The sequence below is a fragment of the Roseovarius sp. MMSF_3281 genome (assembly GCF_030733685.1).
In the GTDB taxonomy this organism is placed as follows: domain Bacteria; phylum Pseudomonadota; class Alphaproteobacteria; order Rhodobacterales; family Rhodobacteraceae; genus Roseovarius.
Window position 1 is genome coordinate 231,653 of record NZ_JASHIM010000003.1, and the last position, 22,037, is coordinate 253,689.

Annotated in this window: 21 protein-coding genes; 12 read left to right on the plus strand and 9 right to left on the minus strand. The window is 62.8% G+C overall.

Annotated features, from left to right (window positions below; translation table 11 throughout):
* Positions 1-60 precede the first annotated feature (60 nt).
* Positions 61-1,392: an MFS transporter gene (locus RBB32_RS06205; protein WP_306151852.1), complete on the minus strand. Its 1,332-nt coding sequence runs from the start codon at positions 1,390-1,392 to the stop codon at positions 61-63.
* A gap of 134 nt (positions 1,393-1,526) precedes the next feature.
* Between RBB32_RS06205 and RBB32_RS06210 the strand changes: the two genes are divergently transcribed.
* Positions 1,527-2,450 carry an MBL fold metallo-hydrolase gene (locus RBB32_RS06210; protein ID WP_306151826.1) on the plus strand — a complete coding sequence of 308 codons (924 nt, stop codon included), beginning with the start codon at positions 1,527-1,529 and terminating at the stop codon, positions 2,448-2,450.
* A gap of 158 nt (positions 2,451-2,608) precedes the next feature.
* Here the strand turns inward: RBB32_RS06210 and trpS are convergent, their stop codons facing one another.
* Positions 2,609-3,634, minus strand: a complete 1,026-nt coding sequence (gene trpS, locus RBB32_RS06215; RefSeq protein WP_306151827.1) for a tryptophan--tRNA ligase — start codon at positions 3,632-3,634, stop codon at positions 2,609-2,611.
* 75 nt (positions 3,635-3,709) lie between these two features.
* Here trpS and RBB32_RS06220 point away from each other — a divergent pair, with 75 nt between their 5' ends.
* Complete coding sequence (locus tag RBB32_RS06220) at positions 3,710-4,396, plus strand: rhomboid family intramembrane serine protease (protein ID WP_306151829.1); 687 nt, start codon at positions 3,710-3,712, stop codon at positions 4,394-4,396.
* On the opposite strand, the gene murJ is transcribed toward RBB32_RS06220, so the two are convergent.
* Positions 4,393-5,937 carry a murein biosynthesis integral membrane protein MurJ gene (gene murJ, locus RBB32_RS06225; protein WP_306151830.1) on the minus strand — a complete coding sequence of 515 codons (1,545 nt, stop codon included), beginning with the start codon at positions 5,935-5,937 and terminating at the stop codon, positions 4,393-4,395. The two genes, RBB32_RS06220 and murJ, sit on opposite strands and share 4 nt — an antisense overlap.
* Positions 5,938-6,073: 136 nt before the next feature.
* Between murJ and RBB32_RS06230 the strand changes: the two genes are divergently transcribed.
* Positions 6,074-6,940 (plus strand): branched-chain amino acid aminotransferase, encoded by an 867-nt coding sequence (locus RBB32_RS06230; protein WP_306151831.1) that lies wholly within the window; start codon positions 6,074-6,076, stop codon positions 6,938-6,940.
* Positions 6,941-6,950: 10 nt separating this feature from the next.
* Positions 6,951-8,984 carry an NADH:flavin oxidoreductase gene (locus tag RBB32_RS06235; RefSeq protein ID WP_306151832.1) on the plus strand — a complete coding sequence of 678 codons (2,034 nt, stop codon included), beginning with the start codon at positions 6,951-6,953 and terminating at the stop codon, positions 8,982-8,984.
* On the opposite strand, the gene RBB32_RS06240 is transcribed toward RBB32_RS06235, so the two are convergent.
* Entirely contained in the window at positions 8,981-9,427 is a 447-nt protein-coding gene (locus RBB32_RS06240; protein WP_306151853.1) for a DUF411 domain-containing protein, read from the minus strand. The genes RBB32_RS06235 and RBB32_RS06240 overlap by 4 nt on opposite strands.
* Positions 9,428-9,683: 256 nt before the next feature.
* Here RBB32_RS06240 and RBB32_RS06245 point away from each other — a divergent pair, with 256 nt between their 5' ends.
* Positions 9,684-11,711, plus strand: coding sequence for an NADPH-dependent 2,4-dienoyl-CoA reductase (locus RBB32_RS06245; RefSeq protein ID WP_306151833.1), 2,028 nt, complete (start codon positions 9,684-9,686; stop codon positions 11,709-11,711).
* A 4-nt stretch (positions 11,712-11,715) separates the two neighbouring features.
* Here the strand turns inward: RBB32_RS06245 and RBB32_RS06250 are convergent, their stop codons facing one another.
* Positions 11,716-12,159: a DUF4399 domain-containing protein gene (locus tag RBB32_RS06250; protein WP_306151834.1), complete on the minus strand. Its 444-nt coding sequence runs from the start codon at positions 12,157-12,159 to the stop codon at positions 11,716-11,718.
* A 192-nt stretch (positions 12,160-12,351) separates the two neighbouring features.
* Here RBB32_RS06250 and RBB32_RS06255 point away from each other — a divergent pair, with 192 nt between their 5' ends.
* On the plus strand, positions 12,352-13,257 hold the full coding sequence (locus RBB32_RS06255) for a LysR family transcriptional regulator (RefSeq protein WP_306151835.1): 906 nt from the start codon (positions 12,352-12,354) through the stop codon (positions 13,255-13,257).
* Between the two features lie 159 nt (positions 13,258-13,416).
* A complete protein-coding gene (locus RBB32_RS06260; RefSeq protein ID WP_306151836.1) occupies positions 13,417-13,953 on the plus strand; it encodes an NADPH-dependent FMN reductase in 537 nt (178 codons plus the stop codon).
* On the opposite strand, the gene RBB32_RS06265 is transcribed toward RBB32_RS06260, so the two are convergent.
* Positions 13,950-14,351: a VOC family protein gene (locus RBB32_RS06265; protein WP_306151837.1), complete on the minus strand. Its 402-nt coding sequence runs from the start codon at positions 14,349-14,351 to the stop codon at positions 13,950-13,952. The genes RBB32_RS06260 and RBB32_RS06265 overlap by 4 nt on opposite strands.
* 42 nt (positions 14,352-14,393) lie before the next feature.
* On the opposite strand from RBB32_RS06265, the gene RBB32_RS06270 reads away from it, so the two are divergent.
* A complete protein-coding gene (locus RBB32_RS06270) occupies positions 14,394-15,188 on the plus strand; it encodes a MaoC family dehydratase N-terminal domain-containing protein (protein ID WP_306151838.1) in 795 nt (264 codons plus the stop codon).
* Between the two features lie 88 nt (positions 15,189-15,276).
* Here the strand turns inward: RBB32_RS06270 and RBB32_RS06275 are convergent, their stop codons facing one another.
* On the minus strand, positions 15,277-16,308 hold the full coding sequence (locus RBB32_RS06275) for an FAD-binding oxidoreductase (RefSeq protein ID WP_306151839.1): 1,032 nt from the start codon (positions 16,306-16,308) through the stop codon (positions 15,277-15,279).
* A 106-nt stretch (positions 16,309-16,414) separates the two neighbouring features.
* Here RBB32_RS06275 and mnmD point away from each other — a divergent pair, with 106 nt between their 5' ends.
* The 3 genes from mnmD (at position 16,415) to RBB32_RS06290 (ending at position 18,244) form a co-directional block, all read left to right on the plus strand.
* Positions 16,415-17,086 (plus strand): tRNA (5-methylaminomethyl-2-thiouridine)(34)-methyltransferase MnmD, encoded by a 672-nt coding sequence (gene mnmD, locus RBB32_RS06280; protein WP_306151840.1) that lies wholly within the window; start codon positions 16,415-16,417, stop codon positions 17,084-17,086.
* Complete coding sequence (locus RBB32_RS06285) at positions 17,083-17,949, plus strand: DMT family transporter (protein WP_306151841.1); 867 nt, start codon at positions 17,083-17,085, stop codon at positions 17,947-17,949. Before mnmD ends, RBB32_RS06285 begins: the two co-directional genes overlap by 4 nt.
* Positions 17,950-18,055: 106 nt before the next feature.
* Positions 18,056-18,244, plus strand: a complete 189-nt coding sequence (locus tag RBB32_RS06290) for a hypothetical protein (protein WP_306151842.1) — start codon at positions 18,056-18,058, stop codon at positions 18,242-18,244.
* Positions 18,245-18,311: 67 nt separating this feature from the next.
* On the opposite strand, the gene RBB32_RS06295 is transcribed toward RBB32_RS06290, so the two are convergent.
* A complete protein-coding gene (locus RBB32_RS06295) occupies positions 18,312-20,219 on the minus strand; it encodes a transglycosylase SLT domain-containing protein (protein ID WP_371931024.1) in 1,908 nt (635 codons plus the stop codon).
* 220 nt (positions 20,220-20,439) lie between these two features.
* On the opposite strand from RBB32_RS06295, the gene dapA reads away from it, so the two are divergent.
* Positions 20,440-21,315: a 4-hydroxy-tetrahydrodipicolinate synthase gene (dapA, locus tag RBB32_RS06300; RefSeq protein WP_306151844.1), complete on the plus strand. Its 876-nt coding sequence runs from the start codon at positions 20,440-20,442 to the stop codon at positions 21,313-21,315.
* A gap of 59 nt (positions 21,316-21,374) precedes the next feature.
* On the opposite strand, the gene RBB32_RS06305 is transcribed toward dapA, so the two are convergent.
* Positions 21,375-22,037: SUMF1/EgtB/PvdO family nonheme iron enzyme (locus RBB32_RS06305; RefSeq protein WP_306151845.1), on the minus strand; the 663-nt coding region annotated here is incomplete at its 5' end.

A 22,037-nucleotide genomic window follows, 5' to 3' on the forward strand; every position in this document is an offset into this window, starting at 1 on the left:
TCTCCTGGTTCGCGTGGGCCATGTCACAGTGGCACGTGATTGTCCAGATTGCAGCGCGGGCTAGCCCTGCGTCGGCCAGACCCTGTGCTCATCGTCAATCACGAAAACATGGGCATGCCGCCGCCCGCCATGGGCGCGCAAATGCGGGTGATCGGGGGGCAAATCGGGGTGCTGATGCACCACCTCCTGCGGCAGGTCCGCAGGCCAGACCATCCGCGCCACGACCACACCCAAAAGGGCCATAAGCCCCAACAAAACAAGGGTACCCCCCATGCCAACCCCCTGCGCCGCCCATCCCGCCGTAGGGTAGGTCACCAACCAACAGGCATGGCTCAGCGCAAACTGCGCGGCAAAGACGGCAGGCCGGTCCTCGGCATGGGCCGACCGCCGCAAAAGCCGCCCCGAGGGTGTGAGGATCGCGGCATAAAGAAACCCAACCATCGCCCAGACCAGCAAGAACACCGTCCATCCCGGCAAGCCATCCACGACCAAGACCGCCCCCATGACCAGCGCCAACAGGGCCAAGCCCTGCGCGCCACCCATCATCACAGGCCGGTCCGCCATCCGCTCCAACAATCGCGGCACGATCAGCGCCGCCCCCATGGATCCCGCGCCAAAGGCCGCCATCGCGAGGGCAAGGCTACGCTCATCCCCACCATAGCCCGATCGCACCAGAACCACGGTATTGACCAAGACAAACGCCCCCACCGCCGAGGCCGCAAGGTTCAAGGCCCAAAGTCCCCGCAGGCGCGGCGTGGCAAGATAGATGCGGATACCCCGTGTCAGACGCTCGCGAAATGGGCGTTGCCCGGCATCTGCCCCCAAGGGCGGCACGGCGGCGAGTAGCACCAGCAGGCCCGACACGACAAAGCCCAGAACCGTGCCAACAAACAGCCAACTGTAACCCACCAACGTCAACAAAAGCGCCGCCAGGGCCGGGCTCAAAAGGTTCTCCAGATCATAGGCCAACCGCGACATCGACAGCGCCCGGGTATACTCCGCCTCATCCGGCAAGACATCCGGGATCGTGGCCTGAAAAGCCGGGGTGAAAGTGGCCGAGGCCGATTGCAGAACGAAGATCAGCACGTAAATCTGCCAGACCTCGCTGACGAAGGGCAGGCACAGCGCCACCAGCGCCCGCACCGCATCCGCCCCGACCAGGACACCCTTGCGCGGCAGTCGCGTGGCCACTGCTTGTGCCACGGGTGACAGGCCCACATAGGCCACCATCTTGAGGGTCAGCGCCAACCCCAGAACGACACCGGCGCGCTCCCCCGCAAGGTCATAGGCCAAAAGGCCAAGCCCCACGGTCAAAAGGCCCGTGCCCACAAGTGCAATGACCTGCGCCGCGAAAAGCGCGCGAAACGTGGGGTTGTTCAAAATGCCAATCATATCGGCAACATAGCCCGCCATGCCCACGCCGTTAAGGCGGTATTGCGCCTTCACATTCCCGTGAAAGCCCAATGGATCACCTAAAGTCGCGCTACATTCGCCGCAAGACGAGAAGCAACCAGAGAGGATTCGCCATGACCAAAACAGGAATGACCCGTCGCCACGTTCTGGCCTCCGCCGCCGCCCTGCCGCTGGCCGCCGCAGCCTCCGGGCAGGCCCGCGCCGCGGCTCCGATGATGGGCGTGGCCTCCACCCGCTTCAACCGCGTCAAACTGGGTGGGTTCGAGGTCACCACCATCCTCGCCGGCACCCGCACCGTGCCCGATCCGCAAAACATTTTCGGCATGAACGTCAGCGCCGAAGCCTTCGCCGAGGCATCAAAAGCCGCCCATATCCCCACCGACGCGGCGCAGTTCTTCTTTACCCCCACGCTGGTCAATACCGGCAATGAGCTTGTCCTTTTCGACACCGGCCTGAACGCCGAAGGCACCACCGCCGCCATCGAACAGGCCGGCTATACCGTCGATCAGATCGACGTGGTGGTCATCACCCATATGCACGGCGACCACATCGGCGGGTTGATGGCGGGCGAGGCCCCGACCTTCCCCAATGCCCGCTACGTCACCGGGGCCAAGGAATTCGATGCCTGGGCGGCGATGGATAACGACGGCTTCAACACGAAGGTCCGCCCCCTGGCCAAGCAGATGACCATGCTCGACGATGGCGGCAGCGTCGCCTCGGGGATCACGGCCATGGCCGCTTTCGGCCACACCCCGGGCCATATGACCTACATGCTGGAAAGCGAGGGCAAACAGCTTCTCGTCGCCGCCGATTTCGCCAATCACTACGTCTGGTCGCTGGGCCATCCCGACTGGGAAGTGAAATTCGACATGGACAAATCCGCCGCCGCCAAAACCCGCCGCGGCATCCTCGATATGCTGGCCGCCGATCAAGTGCCCTTCATCGGCTATCACATGCCATGGCCCGGCACCGGCTTTGCCGAAAAGCAAGGCGAGGGCTACACCTATGTTCCAACCAGCTACCAATTGATGCTGTAAAGAACCAAAGGGGGGCGTCACCGCCCCCTTTCTTCTTTTCACAAGTATCCTGGGGTACGTTGAAAATCGCATTTTCAACGAAGGGGCAAAGCCCCTTGATCGGCGCGCGACAGCGCGCTTGACCTGCGCGGCGCAAGCCGCTCCTTTTGGTCAAGGGGTCACCCCTTGGCGCCCACCAGCCCGACAATGTCATATGTCTTTTGCAAAATCGGGCTGGCAATCTCGCGCGCCCGCTCGGCCCCGCGGGCCAATATCCGGTCGATCTCGCTCACGTCTCCCATCAGGCGGGCCATTTCCCCGGATATCGGCGCCAAGCGGTCCACCGCGAGGTCGGCCAGTATCGGCTTGAACTCCGAAAAGGCCTTGCCGCCCATTTCGGTCATCACCTGGTCGACGCTCTGCTCGCTGAGGGCGGCGTAGATATTCACAAGATTTCGCGCCTCGGCCCGGTCTTCGAGGCCCTTGGCCTCGGATGGCAGGGGCTCGGGGTCGGTCTTGGCCTTGCGGATTTTCTTGGCAATCGTCTCTGCATCATCGGTCAGGTTGATCCGGCTCATGTCCGACGGGTCGGATTTCGACATTTTCTTCGTGCCGTCCCGCAGGCTCATCACCCGCGTTGCCGCGCCTTCGATCACCGGCTCGGTGATGGGAAAGAATTCCTGCCCGAAATCATTGTTGAACTTGATCGCGATATCGCGGGTCAGTTCCACGTGCTGTTTCTGGTCCTCGCCCACCGGCACATGGGTGGCGTGATAGACAAGGATATCCGCCGCCATCAGCGCGGGATACGCAAACAGGCCAAGCGAGGCATTCTGCTGGTTCTTGCCCGCCTTGTCCTTCCACTGCGTCATCCGCTGCATCCAGCCCATGCGCGCGACACAGTTGAAAATCCACGCCATCTGGGTGTGTTCGGGCACCTGGCTTTGGTTGAACAGGATGGATTTCTCCGGGTCGATGCCCGAGGCAATGAACCCCGCAGCCAGTAGGCGCGTGGCCTGGCGCAGTGCATCTGGATCCTGCCAGACTGTCATCGCGTGCAAGTCGACCATGCAGAAGATCGAGTCGATACCTTCGTTCTGGCTGTCGGCAAAGCGTTTGAGCGCGCCGAGGTAATTGCCAAGCGTCAGGTTCCCCGAAGGCTGGATTCCCGAAAACACGCGGGGGGTGAATGCCGCCTCTGGCATGGTCGATCTCCGTGGTGGATTTTGCTGTCCGCCTCGCTTACCCATGGGGCACAGCCCCGTCAAGGAGAGCAGGCCATGAGCAGCCCCACGAACCACACTCTTGTCAATCCCCTCCCGCCCGTCGTGGTGGCGCTTTTCCTGGTGATCCTCGGGGTCGAGGCCATGTTTTTCCTTGGCACTCGCGGGCTTGTCGGCGGCCCCACGGCGGTGGGTTGGCGCAGTGCCGCCATTCAGGATTACGGTTATAACGCCGATGTTCTGCACTGGATGCTGCAAAACAACATCTGGCCGCTGGAGCATCTCAAGCGCTTTGTCACCTTCCCGTTCATCCATGGCACCTTTACCCATGCGCTTTTTGCCGGTGTCATGCTTCTGGCGCTTGGCAAGTTCGTGGGGGAGGTTTTTGCCCAATGGGCGGTGATCGTGCTGTTCATCCTGTCGGGCGCCATAGGAGCCTTGGGCTTTACCCTTTTCGCCGGGGCGCAGCCTTGGCTGATCGGGGCCTTTCCCGGGGTTTATGGCCTGATTGGCGGGTTCACCTACCTGATGTGGCTCAAGCTGGGGCAGATGGGCGAACAGCAATACCGCGCCTTTACCCTTATCGGGGTGCTGATGCTTTTGCAGTTGATCTTCGGGTTGCTTTTTGGCGCCAACAGCACGTGGATTGCCGATGTCACGGGCTTCGCGGCGGGGTTCATCCTGTCGGTCTTCCTTGCCCCGGGCGGTTGGCGGCGCATCCATCAACGTATCCGGCGGAATTAACCCCGGCGGCGGAAGGCCTTGCCGAACTCCTGTACCCGGAACGCGCCCAGCGCGTGACCGATGCCGAAATAGGCCACCGTACCGATCCCGATCAGCACCAGAAGGGCCAGCCAGCGCAGGCCGCCCAGTTCAAAGAACGGCGACAGCACGAGGTTCACGCCCCAAAGCACCGCGCCCATGGCAATAGAGGCCGCCACGATCCGCCAGACCCGGCGGTGAAACCGCGCGTCGAACCGCGCCACATCGCCCAAGGGCCGCGCCCCGCGCATCAGCAGCCAGACCATGACCCAGCCCGCCACCGTGGTGGCGATCGCCGCCGCGATCCAGCCGATGGCGAAGGCCAGACCGATGGCCAGCACCGCGTTGACCACCATGGCCACAAGGGCAAAGCGGAAGGGGCTTTTGGTATCCTCGCGGGCGAAAAACAGCGGTTGCAGCACCTTTTGCAAAACGAAAGCAGGCAGGCCCACCCCATAGATCGCCACCGCCAAAGCCGTGGCTGCCGTGTCGTCCGAGCCAAAGGCCCCCCGTTCGAACAGGACCGAGACAATCGGCATCGGGATGACCATCAGGGCCACCGCCGAGGGCACCGTCAGCGCAAGCGAGATTTCCGCCGCCCGCGAATAGGCCTCGCGCGCGCCGGCATCGTCGGCGGCCTTCAGGCGGCGCGACAGGTCGGGCAACAGGACAATGCCCACCGCGATCCCCACCACGCCCAGCGGCAGTTGATAAAGGCGATCCGCCGAGTAAAGCCAGCTTACCGCCTTTTCGAAGTTCGAGGCCACCTGCTGACCCACCAAAAGGTTCACCTGCATCACGCCACCGGCCAGGGCCGCGGGCACGGCGACGCGCACAAGCTGCGCCATTTCCGGGGTCCAGCGCGGGCGCGTAGGCCGGATGCGCAAGCCCGCCTTGTCGGCGGCCACCCAGACCAGCGCCAGTTGCGCCACCCCGGCAAAGGGAATGGTCCAGACCAGCGCCGGGGCCACGGGCCTGTCCATCATGGCCGACACCGTCATTGCCGTCACCAGCATGATGTTCAACACCACCGGCGCGGCCGCCGCGGCGGCAAATCGGCCCGAGGCATTCAGCACCCCGGACAGCAAGGCCGCCAGCGAAATGAAGAAGATATAGGGGAAGACAACGCGACCGAACTCCACCGTCAGGTCAAAGCGCTCGTCTTCGGCAAACCCTTCTGCCGTGGCCCAGACCAGAGCAGGCATAAAGACCATGGCAAGGCCGGTCAGGACCAGCAGGACAAAGGCCAGCCCCGACAAGGCTTGTGCGGCAAAGCCCACCGCGTCCTCGTCCCCTTCCAGCCGCTTGGAAAACATCGGCACGAAAGCGGCGTTAAACGCCCCTTCGGCAAAGAAGCGACGGAACATATTGGGCAGGCGGAAGGCCGCGACAAAGGCATCCATCACCGCCCCCGGCCCAAGGAAACTGGCGATCAGAACATCGCGCACGAAACCAAGGATACGGCTGGCCAAAGTCCAGCCGCCGACGGTCAGAACACCGGAAAGCAGGCGAACGGGTCTCATGGGCGGGCCTTCGGGGTTAGGGCGGATTGCCCCTGCCTAGCGGATCACGTCACGGGGGGGAAGACCAAAGCGCGCGCACCCTCTGGACGCCCCCGCCATGCCGTCCTAACGTACCGCCAAATCAAGGAGACAAGCCATGGCAACCGGCAACAATATTCGCACCTATTTTGATGGCACGTGGCATGACGGCGATGTGCCGGTGATGCGCGCCGCCGATCATGGTATGTGGCTTGGCAGTAACGTGTTCGACGGGGCGCGCTATGCCAATGGCCTGACGCCCGACCTTGACAAGCACTGCGCCCGGGTCAATGCCTCGGCCCGCGCGCTGATGGTCGAACCCACTGTGGCGCCCGAGGATATGGTCGAGATCGTCAAAGAGGGCCTCAAATCCTACTCGGCGGACTCGGCGGTCTATATCCGTCCGATGTACTGGGCGCTTGATGGCGGCATGTCGGCCATCGTCCCGAAAGAGGGCGGCGGCACAGGCTTTGCAATCAGCCTTGAGGAAATCCCCATGGCGGCACCCGAGGCCAGCACCTCGCTGGCCCGCACGCGCTTTCGCCGCCCGGTGATGGAGGATGCCGTGGTCAACGCCAAGGCCGCCTGCCTTTATCCCAACAATGCCCGGATGCTGGCCGAGGCCCGCGACAAGGGGTTCGGCAACGCGCTTGTCGCCGATGCCCTTGGCAATGTCGCCGAAGCGGCCACCGCGAATGCCTTTGCCGTCAAGGATGGCGAGGTGTTCACCCCCGTGCCCAACGGCACCTTCCTTGCCGGGATCACCCGTGCGCGCCACATCGAGAACCTGCGCGCCGATGGCGTCACCGTCCACGAATGCGTCATGTCATTTGAAGATTTCCGCGATGCCGACGAGGTGTTCCTGTCGGGCAACATGATGAAGGTCACGCCCGTCACCGCATTTGAAGACCGGCAATACCAGATCGGCCCCCTCACCCGCCGCATCCGCGAGATGTACTGGGACTGGGCCGCCACCACAGCGTAAAGGCAAGACCATGGCAAAGGATCCGTTGCTGCAACCCTATCAGCTCAAGCACCTGACGCTGAAGAACCGGCTGATGATCTCCAGCCACGAACCCGCCTATACCGAAGACGGGATGCCCAAGGATCGCTATCGCCTTTACCATCTTGAACGTGCCAAGGGCGGCGTGGCCCTGACCATGACGGCAGGCTCTGCCGTGGTCTCACGCGATAGCCCGCCCGCCTTCGGCAATATCCTTGCCTACAAGGACGAGGTTGTCGGCTGGATGAAAAAGCTGACCGATGATTGCCACGAACACGATTGCAAGGTGATGATCCAACTCACCCACCTTGGCCGCCGCACCCGGTGGGACGCGGGCGATTGGCTGCCCAACCTCGGGGCCAGCCGCAAGCGTGAACCGGCGCACCGCGCCTTTCCCAAACAGGCCGAGGATTGGGACATCCCGCGCATCATCCAAGACTACGCCGATGCCTGCGAAAGAATGCAGGCGGCGGGCCTCGATGGGGTGGAAATCGAATGTTACGGCCACCTGCCCGATCAATTCCTCAGCCCGCTGACCAACCAGATGGATGGCGCCTACGGCGGAGCCTTTGAAAACCGCGCCCGTTTTGCCACCGAGATCCTGACGGCCTGCCGCGACCGTGTCGGGCCGGATTTCATCATCGGCCTGCGCTTTGTCGCGGACGAGGCCGAGGATGGCGGCATCCCGGTCGAGGAAGGCGTGCAATTCGCCCAGAGCCTCAAGGACCTGGGCGTCATCGACTTCATCAACGTCATTCGCGGGCGGGTGCATACGGACGCCGCGCTTGCCGACGTGATCCCGGTGCAGGGGATGCGCTATGCCCCGCACCTCGATTTCGCGGGGCGCATCCGGCACGAAGTGGGCCTGCCCACCTTCCACGCGGCGCGCATCCCCGATGTGGCCACCGCGCGCCATGCCGTGGCCACCGGACAGCTTGATATGGTCGGAATGACCCGCGCCCATATCGCCGACCCGCATATCGTGCGCAAGATCGAGGCCGGACAAGAAGACGATATCCGCCCCTGCGTCGGGGCCACCTATTGCCTTGGCCGGATTTACCACGGGGGTGCTGCGCTTTGTATCCACAACCCTTCGACAGGCCGCGAAGAATACCTGCCGCATGAGGTGGAAAAAGCCGCAGACAAGAAAACCGTCGTCGTTGTCGGCGCGGGCCCCGGCGGGCTTGAGGCCGCGCGCGTCGCCTCATTGCGTGGCCATGACGTGACCGTTCTGGAAGCCGCCGATGCGCCGGGCGGGCAGGTGCGCCTTGCCGCGCAAGCGCGCGACCGCTCGGAAATGATCGGCATCACCGATTGGCGCGCGGCGCAATGCGAGGCGCAAGGCGTCAGTGTCCGCTACAACACCTTTGCCGAGGCCGAGGATGTTCTGGCCCTCAACCCCGACGTGGCGATCATAGCCACCGGCGGGCTGGCCCGGGATGAGATTCTGGACAAAGGCAACGATCTTGTTGTCTCGGCATGGGATATCCTTTCGGGCGATGTGAAACCCGGCGAAAATGTCCTGCTTTTTGACGAGGTGGGCGATTACGCTGGCATCCAGGCCGCGCAAATGCTGGCCGAAGCCGGCGCGAAACTGGAAATGATGACCCCGCATCAGGCGCTTTCGGTCGAGGTGTCGGGCATCACCCTTGTCCCCTTCATGCGCCAAATGCAGGATCGCGACGTGCGCTTCACCGTCACCTACCGCGTGACCGGGGTTGAACGCGACGGCAATCGCCTGCTGGCGCATATCGGTTCGGATTACATGGATCTGGACCAGATCCGCGAAGTGGATCAGGTGGTGGTCAATTCCGGTGTCGATCCGCTGGACGATCTTTATTTCGACCTCAAGCCGCAGTCGCAAAACCTTGGCGCGGTCGATTATGACGCCCTGCTGGATGGCACGCCGCAAACCCTGAACGGCGGGCCGAAGGGGTTCCAGCTTTTCCGTATTGGCGATGCGGTGTCGTCCCGCAACACCCATGCGGCGATCCTGGATGCCTTCAGGTTGATGCGGGCGAATTAAGCCGCTTCGTAGCTCTGGAAAACCTCGGTGCTGCCATCGGGCCGGATCAGGAACACGTCATAGGCTTCGCGCCGATCCTCCGGGCCCATCCCGGGGGAGCCATAGGGCATGTCCGGCACGGCCAGCCCCGCCGCCTCGGGGCGCTCGGCCAGAAGGCGGCGAATATCGGCGGGTGGGACATGGCCTTCGATCACGTAGCCCCCTACCTTCGCGGTGTGGCAGGACATCATGTTTTGCGGCACGCCATTGTCGAGCTTGTAGCGGATCAGAAGCGAGCCAAAGCCGTCCTCGCTGGTCACGGCGAAACCATCATCGGCAAGAACCTTCATCCACGCTTTGCAACAGCCACAGTTGGGATCTTTCATGACGTGAATCGCCGGGGCCTCTTGCGCCAGGCCCGCGATCGGGGTGGCGGCGATCAGTCCGGCGGCACCGGCAAGCATTTGGCGACGGGTCAGCATGGTATGCGCTCCTGTTTCATGTCTGTTGCTAACATAGTCTGATGCACATCTGCCGCAAGCCCAAGCCTTCGACATGCGGCGGGCGTTCCTCGCGAAAAAGCCCGCAAGCGCTGATGAGCGGGTCCGGATTTTGCACCAACGCGAAACCGACAGTATTTTCAGTTGCGTTTAACGCAGCGTTCAGGGTGACAATCGCGGCGCCCGCAGGCATCGTTGCCGCCGAATAAGGGAGGCCACCATGAGTGAATATCCGCATCTTCTTGCCCCGCTGGACCTTGGGCATGTGACCTTGAAGAACCGTGTGCTCATGGGCTCGATGCACACCGGGCTTGAAGAAACCAAGGATTGGAACCGCGTGGCCGAATTCTATGCCACTCGCGCCCGTGGCGGCGCGGCTCTGATGGTCACCGGCGGCATGGCCCCCAACCCCGAAGGCGGGGTTTTTCCCGGCGCGGCGGGGCTATATACCGAAAAAGATATTGAGAACCACAAGGTTGTAACGGATCGCGTGCATGATGCCGGTGGTTTGATCGCCATGCAGGTGCTGCATGCGGGTCGCTATGCCTATAGCCCCGATTGCGTCGGCCCTTCGTCTGTGAAGTCGCCTATTTCGCCGTTTCCGCCAAAGGAACTGGACGAAGAAGGGATTGAAAAACAAATCTCCGATATCGTCACGGCCGTCGCCCGCGCGCAAGACGCAGGCTATGACGGGGCCGAGATCATGGGGTCCGAGGGGTATTTCCTCAACCAGTTCCTTGTCACCCACACCAACAAGCGCACCGACCGCTGGGGCGGCTCTTACGAGAACCGCATGCGCCTGCCCATCGAGGTCGTCCGCCGCGCCCGCGAGGCGGTAGGCCCCGATTTCATCCTGATCTATCGGCTTTCCATGATTGATCTGGTGCCCGAAGGGTCCACCCATGACGAGGTGGTGCAACTGGCCCAAGAGGTCGAGAAAGCCGGGGCTTCGATCATCAATACCGGCATCGGCTGGCACGAGGCGCGCATTCCGACGATTGTCACCAGCGTTCCGCGCGCGGGCTTTGTCTGGGTCACCAGGAAACTGATGGGCAAGGTGGGTATCCCGGTGATCACCTCGAACCGGATCAACATGCCGGATGTGGCTGAAACCGTGCTGGCCGAGGGCTGTGCCGATATGGTCTCGATGGCGCGGCCCTTCCTTGCCGATCCTGATTTCGTGCGCAAGGCCAAGGATGGCCGTGCCGATACGATCGCGCCCTGTATCGCCTGTAACCAAGCCTGTCTGGATCATACGTTCAGCGGCAAGATCTCGACCTGCTTGGTCAATCCGCGCGCCTGTTACGAAACCGAGCTTACGGTCACACCCACCGAGCGTCCCCGCTCCATCGGCGTGGTCGGGGCCGGGCCTGCCGGGCTGTCGGCGGCCATGACCGCCGCCGAACGGGGCCACAACGTGACCCTTTTCGACCGTGATGCCAAGCTTGGTGGGCAACTTAACATGGCTCGCGAAATCCCCGGAAAAGAAGAGTTCCACGGCCTTGTGGATTGGTTCACCACCATGGTGGATGATCTGGGTATCACCCTGAAACTGGGGGCCGAGGTGGGTGCGGACGATCTGGATGGCTTTGACGAGGTAATCGTGGCCACGGGCGTTGTACCCCGCGACCCCGGCATCGAGGGCCAGGATGGCCCGAATGTCCTGTCCTATATCGACGTGCTGCGCGGCAAGGCCCCGGTGGGCAAGCGGGTGGCGATCATCGGCGCGGGGGGTATCGGGTTCGACGTGGCCGAATACCTTGTCCATGAAGGCGACAGCCCGACCGAGGATTTGGCCGAGTGGAAGGAAGAATGGGGCGTGGGCGACCCGGAACAGGCACGTGGTGGCCTGGCCCCCGAAGGCCCGCAACCAGAACCACCCGCGCGACAGGTTACGCTACTGCAACGAAAAGCCGAACGCGTGGGCAAGCGCCTTGGCAAGACCACCGGCTGGATTCACCGCGCGGCACTGCGGATGAAAGCCGTGCAAATGGTCAGCGGTGTGAATTATGAACGTATTGACGCCTCGGGCCTGCATGTCACCGAGGGCGAAGCGCACGAGAACCCAAGGCTGATCGAAGCGGACACCATCGTGCTTTGTGCGGGGCAACTGTCAGAGCGCAGTTTGGCAGACGCCTTGCAAGAGCGGGGCGTGACCGTCCATGTGATCGGCGGCGCGGATGTGGCCGCCGAACTGGATGCAAAACGCGCGATCGACCAAGGCACAAGGCTGGCTGCGACGCTTTAGACGGTTATTCGACAGTGATCGTGATGACCTCGGACATAACCGGCGGGTCATGGGGGACATGGTTCATATCCCCCAGAACCAGTTGCAGCGTGTGTTGCCCCGGCGCAAGGTCAAGCGAAACCTCGGTCTGCCCGCCGCCGAAATGCACGTGGTGATCATCCGCCGGCAGGCCGTATTCAAGTTCTTCGGCCCCATCCGGCCCTTCGCCCAATGGCGGGCGATCAATCAGGATGTGATGGTGACCGGTATTTTCCTTTTCGGTCCCCGCCGGGGCCACGCCCATGCCCTTCAAGCCAAAGACAACCGTGACCGGTGATCCGACCGTTGCGCCATCTTGAAGATTCGCGAAATAAACCTCGGCCCCCTCGGGCGCGGGTGTGTCCCCAGCAAATGCTGGCCCCGCGACAAGCGCCAGCGCCAGTGTCACCGCTTTGATATATTGGATCATTGTTTCCTCCCAAGCCTGGATTTCAACCATAACACGATAAGCGCCCTTCCCAAATCATGGAAACAGCCGTTTCCCTGTTTCCATGACACGAACGATCCAAGACAAAACCAAGATATTGTCTGGTGCATGCCCAACTTGCGCCCGAATTCGCGACGATACCTGCCTTCAGCAAAACACGCAGAGGTATTGAGCATGGATCGCCTGACGGAAATGGAAGCCTTCGCCACAGTGGTGGATCAGGGTGGCTTCACAGATGCAGCGCGCAAGATGGGCATTTCGAAGTCCGCAGTTTCGAAGCACGTATCGTCGCTTGAAGCGCGGCTTGGCGCGCGCCTTTTGAACCGGACGACCCGCCGGGTGAGCCCCACCGAGATTGGCCTTGCCTACTATGACCGGGCGCTGCGGGTTCTCAATGATGCGGGCGAGGCTGACGCGCTTGTCAGTTCCATGCAATCGGATCCTTCGGGTCTTCTGCGTATCTCGGTGGCGACCGATTTCGGGGTTAATCACCTCAGCCCGATCCTGGGTGGGTTCTTGGATGAATTCCCCGATATCACCGTGAACATGGTGTTGAACAATCGCTACGTGGAACTGATTTCCGAAGGCTTCGATATGGCCATCCGCATTGGAGAGTTGGAAGACAGCACCCTGCGCGCCCGGAAACTGACCGAAACCACGAAGCGCATGATCGCCAGCCCATCGTATATCCAGAAGTACGGGCGGCCGACGAAGATCGACGATCTGAACGAACACAAGCTCTTGCACTATTCCAGCCAGTCCAACGGCGCGGTCTGGAAGTTGACGGCCCCCTCGGGCGAAAAGCGCCAAGTGCGCACCGCTGGCGGCCTGTCGGTCAATGACGGTCAATCCCTTCTGAACGCGGCGATTTCCGGGCTTGGCATCGCTTATCTGCCCAGCTTCCTTTATGCGCAGGCCATGGCCGATGGTCTGGTCGAGGATGTGATCCCCGATTTGCCCATGGAGACCCAAGGCATCTACGCGGTTTATCCGCCGGGCCGTTTCACACAGCCCAAGGTACGCGCCTTCATCGACTTTCTGGTCCATGCCTATGCCGACAAAGGGCCGACCGACTGGTAAGTATCCCCCCGCCATCAATGGCAAACTTCCCCGGCCGCGATTGCGCGCCGGGGCTTTCTTTTTGCCTTCGCACAGGCGTTGTGCGGGGTTTTTCCTTGTTCCCTGCCGTAAGCATGACAGATTGAAGGCAAGTTAAATCACCATAAGAGGGTAATCTTAATGTCAAAACCCAAGCTGCTCACGATCTCGGGGTCGCTTCGCAAAGGATCGTTCAACCGGATGCTTCTGGCCGAGGCTGTGAAGGCCTTTGGCGAGGCAGATGTTACGAGTGCGGACTTGAATCTACCGCTTTACGACGGTGATCTGGAGGACGCCAACGGCGTGCCGCAATCGGTGCAAACCCTTGCAGAGCAAATAAAAAATGCCGATGCCTTGGTTCTTTCCAGCCCCGAGTACAACAAGGGGATCACCGGCGTTCTGAAAAACGCGCTTGATTGGGTGAGCCGCGTGGGCGGCATGCCGTTCAAGGGTAAGCCAACGGCTGTGATGTCGGCCAATGCAGGGCGTACCGGGGGCGAGACAGGGCAGTTCATGGTGTTGAGTTGCCTGACCCCGTTGCAGGCGCAGATCATTGCCGGGCCATTGCTTTGCGTGGCCGGGGCCGGAAATGAATTCGATGAGGCCGGGAACCTGACCAACGACCACTACCTGAAGGTGCTGCGCGGCAAGATGGAGGCACTGCGCGCGGCGATCTAACCTTCTGATTTATTTGATATTTCCAGGAGGTTGCCATCGGGATCACGCAGGTAGATCGAGGTGATCGGCCCGGTGGCCCCGGTGCGGGGCACCGGGCCTTCGATCACGTCAATGCCTTGGCCTTGCAAATGCGCCTGCCAGTCCGACAGCGAATTTGTCGTTAAAAAACAAAGGTCTGCGCTTCCCGGCGTGGGGTGCTTGGCCTTCGGCTCAAACTCGTGCCCTGCTTGATGAAGGTTTATCTTGTGGTTGCCGAAGGTCAAAGCCCAACGGGTTGTGCCATCTGCCGGGGTGAACTGTTCGGCCACCATGCCCAACGCGGTTTCGTAAAAGGCAATGGTTTTGGAAAAATCCGCGACGGTCAGGACAAGGTGATCAAGGCTGTCGAGGCGTGGCATTTAGGGATTGTTCCTTTTATCTCAGGTGGTTAGCTTAGTCATATGAGCGACGTATTACAAGAAATCCACGATGTGATGGACCCTGCACGGGCACGGGCCTTGCAGGTGACGCTGGGCGGTGAGGCGACGATTGGGGCCGGGGAGGCCCTGCCGCCGTTTTACCACCAGATATATTTCTGGACCCCGCAACACCCACAAGATCTGGGCCGGGATGGGCATCCCAAGGTGGGCGGCGTCATCCCTGACATGGGGCTTCCGCGCCGGATGTGGGCCGGGGGGCGGATGGAATTCCACACGCCGCTGCGCGCGGGAAAACCCGCTAAGCGATTGACTTATATGGAAAAATCGGAACGCAAGGAGGGGCGTACCGGGGTTTTGGGATTTGTCACCTTGCGGCACGAGATTTGGCAAGGTGAAACCCTGTGCCTGACCGATTGGCAGGACTTGGTTTATCGCGAAGATCCAAGCCCGGATGCGCCGAAACCCACACCGCCAAAGGCCGCGACGGATGAGGTAGTGTGCGAGACCAAGACGTTCAACAGCACCCTGTTGTTTCGCTATTCGGCCCTGACCTTCAATGGACATCGCATCCACTATGATGTTGATTATGCAAAAGAAATCGAGGGGTATGCGGGATTGGTCGTGCATGGTCCGCTTCTGGCGCAGCATATGATCTCATTGGCTGACCGGGAGCTTGGCGGGCTGAAACGCTTTGCATTTCGGGCCACCGCGCCCTTGATGCATTTCGAAAAAGCCGAGGTATGCTGGCACCCCGAGGGCCGTGTTTGGGTGCGCGGGCCGGACGGGCGGCAATGCCTGACGGCGACGGCGGAATAATCGTACGAGTCGTACGCAAACACCCCGATTTTCGTACGAAAATCCGGGGGTGCCGAAAATGTTTCGTACGAGTCGTACGAAACGCCCCTCAATAAGACGCCTCGGGCCGAAAATCGGGCGGGATGTGATCGGCCCCGTCAAGCATCAGATCGGCCATGACCTGCCCCACCTTGGGGGCCATGCCGAAGCCGATTTTGAAGCCGCCATTGGCGATGAACTGACCGGGATAAAGCGGATGCGCGCCCAGCATCGGGGCGCGGGAGCGACTGCGCGGGCGGACCCCGGCCCAGCGTTCGATCACCGGGGCATTGGCCAGTGCAGGCACCGCGCGGCGGGCGCGGGCGATCACCGCATCGAGTTGGGCATCGGTGGTGTCGGGCGAATCGTAGTCGCGTTCCGAGGTGGAGCCGATGGCAGTGGTGCCATCGGCGTGTGGCACGATGTGGATGGTGTCGGCGAAAAGCTGCGGTGCGTCGGGCATGGCATAATCCAGCAGCGCCCCCTGCCCTTTGACGCCATTGCCAACGGTGCGGGTGTGGTGGCGGGTGAGTTCTTCCAGCCCCTTGGTGCCGGTGGCATGGAGGAAATGGCCGGTGTTGGGGCCTTCGGTGGCAATCTCGGCCCCCTTGGCGCGCAGGGCGGCGACCAGAGCGGCGCAGGCCTGGCGCGGATGCATCCGGGCGGTGAGCGTGTCGTGGATCAGGAAGCCCGTGGGGCTGTGCGGCTCCCACGCAGCCCCGGTGGCGGGGATGACGCGCCATGTGGCGTGATCCTGCCAAAACTCTTTTGCGGTGGTTTCGCGCGCATGGGCAAGGGATAGCGTGTGATCGTCGGCGATGGGTTGCAACCGGCCGGTGCGACCGTAACCGGAGGATAGCCCGCCTGCTGCCTCGACCCCCGCCCAGAAGGGTGCGGCCATCAGCAGGCTTTCGAACTGAAACCCCTTCTTGGCGTTCCAGTTTTCCGGCACATGCGGGGCGAGTGCACCGACCACGCCGCCCGAGGCACCGGCCCCCGGCCCGTGCGGGTCAATCACCCGGACGGTTGCGCCCTTTTGCAGGCAGGCCCAAGCGATGGAGAGCCCGAAGATTCCCGCGCCGCGAATGGTGACGTCGGCCATTGCCATTTCCCTTTTTCCCCGGCAGTGTCGGGCGCGTTATGGCATGAGCACGGCGCGGTGTATATCCGGCGCGCGGGCCTGAACACTCCGAAAGGCGATGAGGGACATGACGGGGCAAGCCGAGTTGGAATGGCGTGAGAGCGTGCCGGTCTCGACCCGGTTCGACGACCCGTATTACAGCCTTGAAAACGGGTTGGCGGAAACGCGGCATGTGTTCTTGGCGGGCAATGAATTGCCGGAACGTTTCGCGGATGGGTTTCATGTGGCCGAATTGGGCTTTGGCACGGGGCTGAACCTGTTGGCCTGCTTGCAGGCTTGGCGCGCGGCGGGGGTGCCCGGTGTGTTGCAGTACACCACCTTCGAGGCCTTCCCGATGGCGGCGGCGGATATGATCCGCGCGCAGGCGGGGTTTCCGGAGGTGGCCGGGATTGCCGGGGAACTGGCCGCGCATTGGCAGCGCGGGGCGCGGGCGTTTGACCTGCATGATTTACGATTCGAGATGGTCGCGGGCGATGCGCGAGAGACATTGCCGCGCTGGCAGGGCCGCGCCGATGCGTGGTTTCTGGATGGGTTTTCACCGGCCAAGAACCCCGAGCTTTGGGAAGAGGGGGTGATGGCGCAGGTGGGCGCGCATACGGCCCCGGATGGGACGGCGGCCACCTATACCGCCGCGGGCTTCGTGCGGCGCGGGCTGGAGGCGGCGGGGTTCAACGTGACACGCCTGCCCGGCTATGGCCGCAAACGACATATGACACAGGCAAGGATGGGCAGCGCATGACCGAACAGAACACGCGGCTTGGCATCACTTTGATGGTGGTGACCACCTTTATCTTTGCCGTGCAGGACGGGATCAGCCGCCATTTGGCGGGGGAATATAACGTGCTGATGGTGGTGATGATCCGCTATTGGTTCTTTGCTGCCTTCGTGATGAGCGTGGCCGCGCGCAAGGCGGGCGGCCTGCGGGCGGCGGCGCAGACAAAGCAACCCTTGGTGCAGGGGTTTCGGGCGCTTCTGCTGGTCGCGGAAATCTGCGTGATGATTTACGGGTTTACACTGCTGGGACTGGTGGAAAGCCATGCGGTGTTCATCTGTTACCCGCTGTTGATCGCCGCGCTGTCGGGGCCGATCCTGGGCGAATATGTCGGCTGGCGCCGGTGGGCGGCGATCGGGGTTGGATTCGTGGGCGTGATCATCATTCTGGAACCCGGATTCGGGGTGTTCCAGCCCGCCGCCGTGGTACCTCTGATCGCGGCACTGATGTTCGCGCTTTACGGGTTGCTGACCCGTTACGTGGCGCGTCAGGACAGTGCCGCGACCTCGTTTTTCTGGACCGGCACGGTGGGGTCGGTGGCGATGACCGCCCTGGGCCTTTGGTTCTGGGAGCCGATGACCGGGCCGGATTGGGTCTGGATGGGCGCGCTGTGCATTACCGGGGCCTTGGGGCATTTCACGCTGATCAAGTGCTACGAGGTGGCCGAGGCCAGTTCGGTGCAGCCCTTCGCCTATTTGCAGCTGGTCTTTGGCAGCGCCATCGGGGTCACCGTGTTTGCCGAAACCATCCGGCCCAACGTGGCCTTTGGCGCGGCGTTGATCGTGGGGGCGGGGCTGTTTACCTTGTGGCGGCAGCGGCAGGCGGCGTGACGGTCTTGTCGACTGCGCCCGGCACGCGGCCTTTGGTCGTTGGTGGTTTGCGGGCCGTGAAACCATTTCAAAAGGCGCGGCAACAGGTCGTCGAGGACAGCGTGGTATGATTGAACGGATATTGCTGAGGCTGGCCGTACTGGCGCGCAATCCGCCTTCGCCCAGAAAGGCGCTGATTGTAGGCTGCATCGTGGCGCTGACCGCCTTGGTCGCGGGCATAGATATGCTGGGCTGGTGGCCGGATTGGGCGCAGGTGGAGCCGCGGACACGCAGGCGGACGATCCTGCCGCAATAAAGCGGTCCGCCTTTCACCCGAGACATCGGCGGACGGCGGAACGCGTGCAACGATTGGGCGAAACGCTTTAGTCCAGCTTGGGCCGGATCGTGGGCAGGACAAGTTCCCGCGAGAACGGCACCGGGTGCGGATCGCGCCCAAGGCGGGCGCGGTAGACCGGCAGGCTTTCGGCGACGCGCATGACGTAGTTGCGGGTTTCGCGGAAGGGGATGTGTTCGATCCAGTCCACCACGTCCATACCGCCGCGCCGGGGATCGCCGAATCGTTCGATCCAGCGGTCGGGGCGCGCGGGCCCCGCGTTATAGCCTGCGGACATCATCACGATATTGCCCTCGAAACGGTCGGCAAGGTAGGCAAGGTAGGCCGAGCCGAGCCTTGCGTTATAGGCCCAGTCGGTCAGCACGCGGCCCCGGTCGTGATCGAGGCCCAGTTCGCGGGCCATGTCCGAGGCCGTGCCGGGCATGAGTTGCATCAGGCCTTCGGCGCCCACGCGGCTTGAGACCCCATGGTCGAATTCACTTTCGCGGCGGGCGATGGCGAGGGCCAGTTCCATGGGCACGGGCAAGTCCATCCCGGACATCGGGTGCAGGGCATAGTATGGCCCCGGAAGGGTGAGGGCGCGGCGGGCGGCGCGTTTGCCGACCATCACCTGCAGGTGCGGTTGGTCGAGGTCGCGTAGCAGGCTGGCCAATTGTTTGAGTTCGGATTCGTCCAGCGTTTCAGCGATATGGGTGAAGAAGCGTTCGGCAAGGTTCAGGCGGCCCGCGGCAAGGGCCAGTATGGCCGATTGGGTCACCGGGCGTTGGATCAGGTCACTTCCGGCATATTCGGCGAAGTCGTTTTCGCCCTTGAGCGCGGGGTCAGAGGGCAGCCCCGCCTTTTCGGCGGCCAGAAGGCCATAAAAGCTGGTTTGATGTTCGGCCCCTTGGGCATAGGCCATTTTCGCGGCCTCCGGATCGTCCAGCGCCTCTTGTGCCCGACCAATCCAGTATCCCGCCCGGCCCAACGAAATCGGCGTTTCAACTGCGGCGCGGAAGCGTTGGAAATGATCGCGGGCGAGTTCGGCATCCTTGAGATAGGTCAGCGCGAGATAGCCCGAAAGCCATTCGAGATCGGCATAGGCCGCGCCTTCGGTCAGTTGATGAGTGGCGGCGAGGGCATAGGCGGTTTGCGGGTTGTCGTCGCGCATCTGGTCGCGCGCCAAGGCGCGGCGCCATCCCGCCCAGCGCCCCGGTTCGCCCAAGCCGCCCGCGATCTGGCTTTGGCTGAGCATGGTGGCGCGCGCGTCCTCGCCCCGGTTGCGTTCAAGGTAGTGGTTGAAAAGCGCGTAGGCGACATGCGGGTCGGATTTGGTGTCTTCCGGCAAGTCATCGATTCGGTCGTCGAGACCACTGCCGGCCTTTTCGATCATCTGCGCGGTTTCGATCCGCTCGCGCTTTTCCTCATCCACCAAGGGCAGCATGAGGGCGACGTCGCGCAGGCCGCGCCAATGGGCCATGTCGAGGCGCGCGGCGTGGTGTGGCTTGAGGAGCGCGCCGTGACGGGCGAGGAACGCCTCGTGTTCCTCGGTGGAGAGGTCGAGGGTGCGCCAAGCCAGCACAAGGCCGGCCTCGGCCTCGCCCTTGCGGCCCGCGGCCAGAAGGGCGCGGGCCTGCGACAATGCGCCGATGCCGGTTTGCGCGCGGGTGCCATCGTAAAACCGCAGGATCAGTTCATCGGGGGCCTCGGCCATCGCCTCTTCGCTTTGTTTGCGCAGGTAGTCGAGGCCGGGCCAATCGGCGTGGGTATCGAGGAATTTCAGCACCTCCAGAGGCGTGCCGTGGCCCGCCCGCAGGCGGTACCATTCGATCAGGGCAACCGCCGCCGGGCCATCGCGGCGGGCCAGATCGGCCGCCACATCCCAGCGCCCGCCCGAGAGCGCATCAAAGGCGCTGGACAGGGGCCGGGGGGCGACGCGCGGGGGCGTTTCGGCCAAAGCCGGCAAACTCTGGCAAATGAGCATCAATGACAGGGCTATGAGGCGCAACATCTCTTGCATTTTTGACCTGTACGAAGGATAGACAGCGCCAGCCTATGCGCGCGGGCGCCCTGCGTCCATTCACATTACCGGCAGGGCGGCGAGGTTCTGCCATGCGCGCGTTGGCACGAGTTTAACCGGCCCGATGGGCCACGACGCAAAAGCAAAGGAGCGTGTCATGTTCAGAGGATCTTTTCCTGCCCTGGTCACGCCGTTCAAGAACGGCGAACTGGATCTGGATACGCTCAAGAAACTTGTGGAATGGCACATCGGCGAAGGCAGCCATGGCCTTGTGCCCGTGGGCACCACCGGGGAAAGCCCGACGCTGACCCATGAAGAGCATGAAACCGTTGTCCAGGAAGTGGTGCGCGCCGTGGATGGGCGTATTCCGGTGATCGCGGGCGCGGGCAGCAACAACACGCTGGAATCCATGCGCTTCATGCGGCATGCCAAGAACGTGGGGGCCGATGCGGCGCTTGTGGTGACCCCCTATTACAACAAGCCCACGCAACGCGGGCTGGTGGCGCATTTCACCGCGCTGCATGATTGCTGTGACCTGCCGATCATCATTTACAACATTCCCGGCCGGTCGGTTGTGGACATGATGCCCGAGACCATGGCGGAGCTGGCCGAGCTTCCGCGGATCGTCGGCGTCAAGGATGCCACCGGCGATCTGGCGCGGGTGAACCTGCAACGGATGATCTGTGGCCCGGATTTCTGCCAGATCTCGGGCGAGGACGGCACCGCGCACGGGTTCAACGCGCAGGGCGGTCAGGGCGTGATCTCGGTTACGGCGAACGTGGCGCCCAAGATGGTGGCCGAGGTGCAGAACGCCACGCTGGCAGGCGATTACGCCAAGGCGCTGGAATTGCAGGACCGGTTGATGCCGCTGCACACGGCGATCTTTACCGAACCGGGGCTAGTGGGGGTGAAATACGCCATGTCGCGCGTGGGTCTGTGCAGTGAAGAGGTACGTTCCCCGCTCACCGGCCTGACGGATGAGACCAAGGCGCTTGTCGATGATGCCTTGCGCTTTGCCGGGTTGATGAACTAGGGGGCGTCTGCATTTTCCGGCCCCCTTGGATCAAAGGGGCCGTGGGCATCCCGCATCGGTCATTCGATGGGTCTGTCGCTGACCAGACGCATGCCGAGGTGCGCCGGGGGCACGCCAACGGCACAGCCGCCACGGGCAGGATCGCGAATAAGGTAGGACATGGCGGCGATATGTTCGCCGCCGACGAAGAACGCGGGGCAGCGCGACAGGTCGGTTTCACCCGACGCCCCGGCAAAGCAGTCTTGTGTCCATTCCCAGACGCTGCCGTCGAGATCCCAGATGCCTTCGGGCGTGACCGAGAAACTGCCCCGTGGCTTGAGCGCGCGGGGGGTTATCCCCTTGGTCAGGTAGGCCGAGGCCCAGGTGAGGGCGGGATCGGTGAAGGCCGGGTCGGGTTTTTCCGGCAGCACGGGGCGGGCCATATCGGCCCATTCGTCCGCCGTGGGCAGGCGGAAGGTGGCCCCGGTGGCATCGTTGATCCAATGCAGGTATTCGGAGACATCAAGGTAACTGAGCCCCGTGGCCGGGGTTGTCTGTGCCTGTTGGTCGGGCCGTACGCGCAGGCGCAGGATGCAGCCGCCCTGATCGTGGCAGGTGTTCCATTCGGCCACGCTGACCTCGTATTTCTGAACATGGAGTTGCGCGCCGGTCGAGAGGGTGACGGGGCGTTCGGCCATATCCGGCAGGAGCGCCGGATCATGCCCGGCGCCGCGCTCATCGGG

Excerpts from the sequence above, each read along its gene's own strand:
- RBB32_RS06205 (WP_306151852.1), bottom strand. The coding sequence starts at position 1,392 with ATGATTGGCATTTTGAACAACCCCACGTTTCGCGCGCTTTTCGCGGCG.
- RBB32_RS06210 (WP_306151826.1), top strand. The coding sequence starts at position 1,527 with ATGACCAAAACAGGAATGACCCGTCGCCACGTTCTGGCCTCCGCCGCC.
- trpS (WP_306151827.1), bottom strand. The coding sequence starts at position 3,634 with ATGCCAGAGGCGGCATTCACCCCCCGCGTGTTTTCGGGAATCCAGCCT.
- RBB32_RS06220 (WP_306151829.1), top strand. The coding sequence starts at position 3,710 with ATGAGCAGCCCCACGAACCACACTCTTGTCAATCCCCTCCCGCCCGTC.
- murJ (WP_306151830.1), bottom strand. The coding sequence starts at position 5,937 with ATGAGACCCGTTCGCCTGCTTTCCGGTGTTCTGACCGTCGGCGGCTGG.
- RBB32_RS06230 (WP_306151831.1), top strand. The coding sequence starts at position 6,074 with ATGGCAACCGGCAACAATATTCGCACCTATTTTGATGGCACGTGGCAT.
- RBB32_RS06235 (WP_306151832.1), top strand. The coding sequence starts at position 6,951 with ATGGCAAAGGATCCGTTGCTGCAACCCTATCAGCTCAAGCACCTGACG.
- RBB32_RS06240 (WP_306151853.1), bottom strand. The coding sequence starts at position 9,427 with ATGCTTGCCGGTGCCGCCGGACTGATCGCCGCCACCCCGATCGCGGGC.
- RBB32_RS06245 (WP_306151833.1), top strand. The coding sequence starts at position 9,684 with ATGAGTGAATATCCGCATCTTCTTGCCCCGCTGGACCTTGGGCATGTG.
- RBB32_RS06250 (WP_306151834.1), bottom strand. The coding sequence starts at position 12,159 with ATGATCCAATATATCAAAGCGGTGACACTGGCGCTGGCGCTTGTCGCG.
- RBB32_RS06255 (WP_306151835.1), top strand. The coding sequence starts at position 12,352 with ATGGATCGCCTGACGGAAATGGAAGCCTTCGCCACAGTGGTGGATCAG.
- RBB32_RS06260 (WP_306151836.1), top strand. The coding sequence starts at position 13,417 with ATGTCAAAACCCAAGCTGCTCACGATCTCGGGGTCGCTTCGCAAAGGA.
- RBB32_RS06265 (WP_306151837.1), bottom strand. The coding sequence starts at position 14,351 with ATGCCACGCCTCGACAGCCTTGATCACCTTGTCCTGACCGTCGCGGAT.
- RBB32_RS06270 (WP_306151838.1), top strand. The coding sequence starts at position 14,394 with ATGAGCGACGTATTACAAGAAATCCACGATGTGATGGACCCTGCACGG.
- RBB32_RS06275 (WP_306151839.1), bottom strand. The coding sequence starts at position 16,308 with ATGGCCGACGTCACCATTCGCGGCGCGGGAATCTTCGGGCTCTCCATC.
- mnmD (WP_306151840.1), top strand. The coding sequence starts at position 16,415 with ATGACGGGGCAAGCCGAGTTGGAATGGCGTGAGAGCGTGCCGGTCTCG.
- RBB32_RS06285 (WP_306151841.1), top strand. The coding sequence starts at position 17,083 with ATGACCGAACAGAACACGCGGCTTGGCATCACTTTGATGGTGGTGACC.
- RBB32_RS06290 (WP_306151842.1), top strand. The coding sequence starts at position 18,056 with ATGATTGAACGGATATTGCTGAGGCTGGCCGTACTGGCGCGCAATCCG.
- dapA (WP_306151844.1), top strand. The coding sequence starts at position 20,440 with ATGTTCAGAGGATCTTTTCCTGCCCTGGTCACGCCGTTCAAGAACGGC.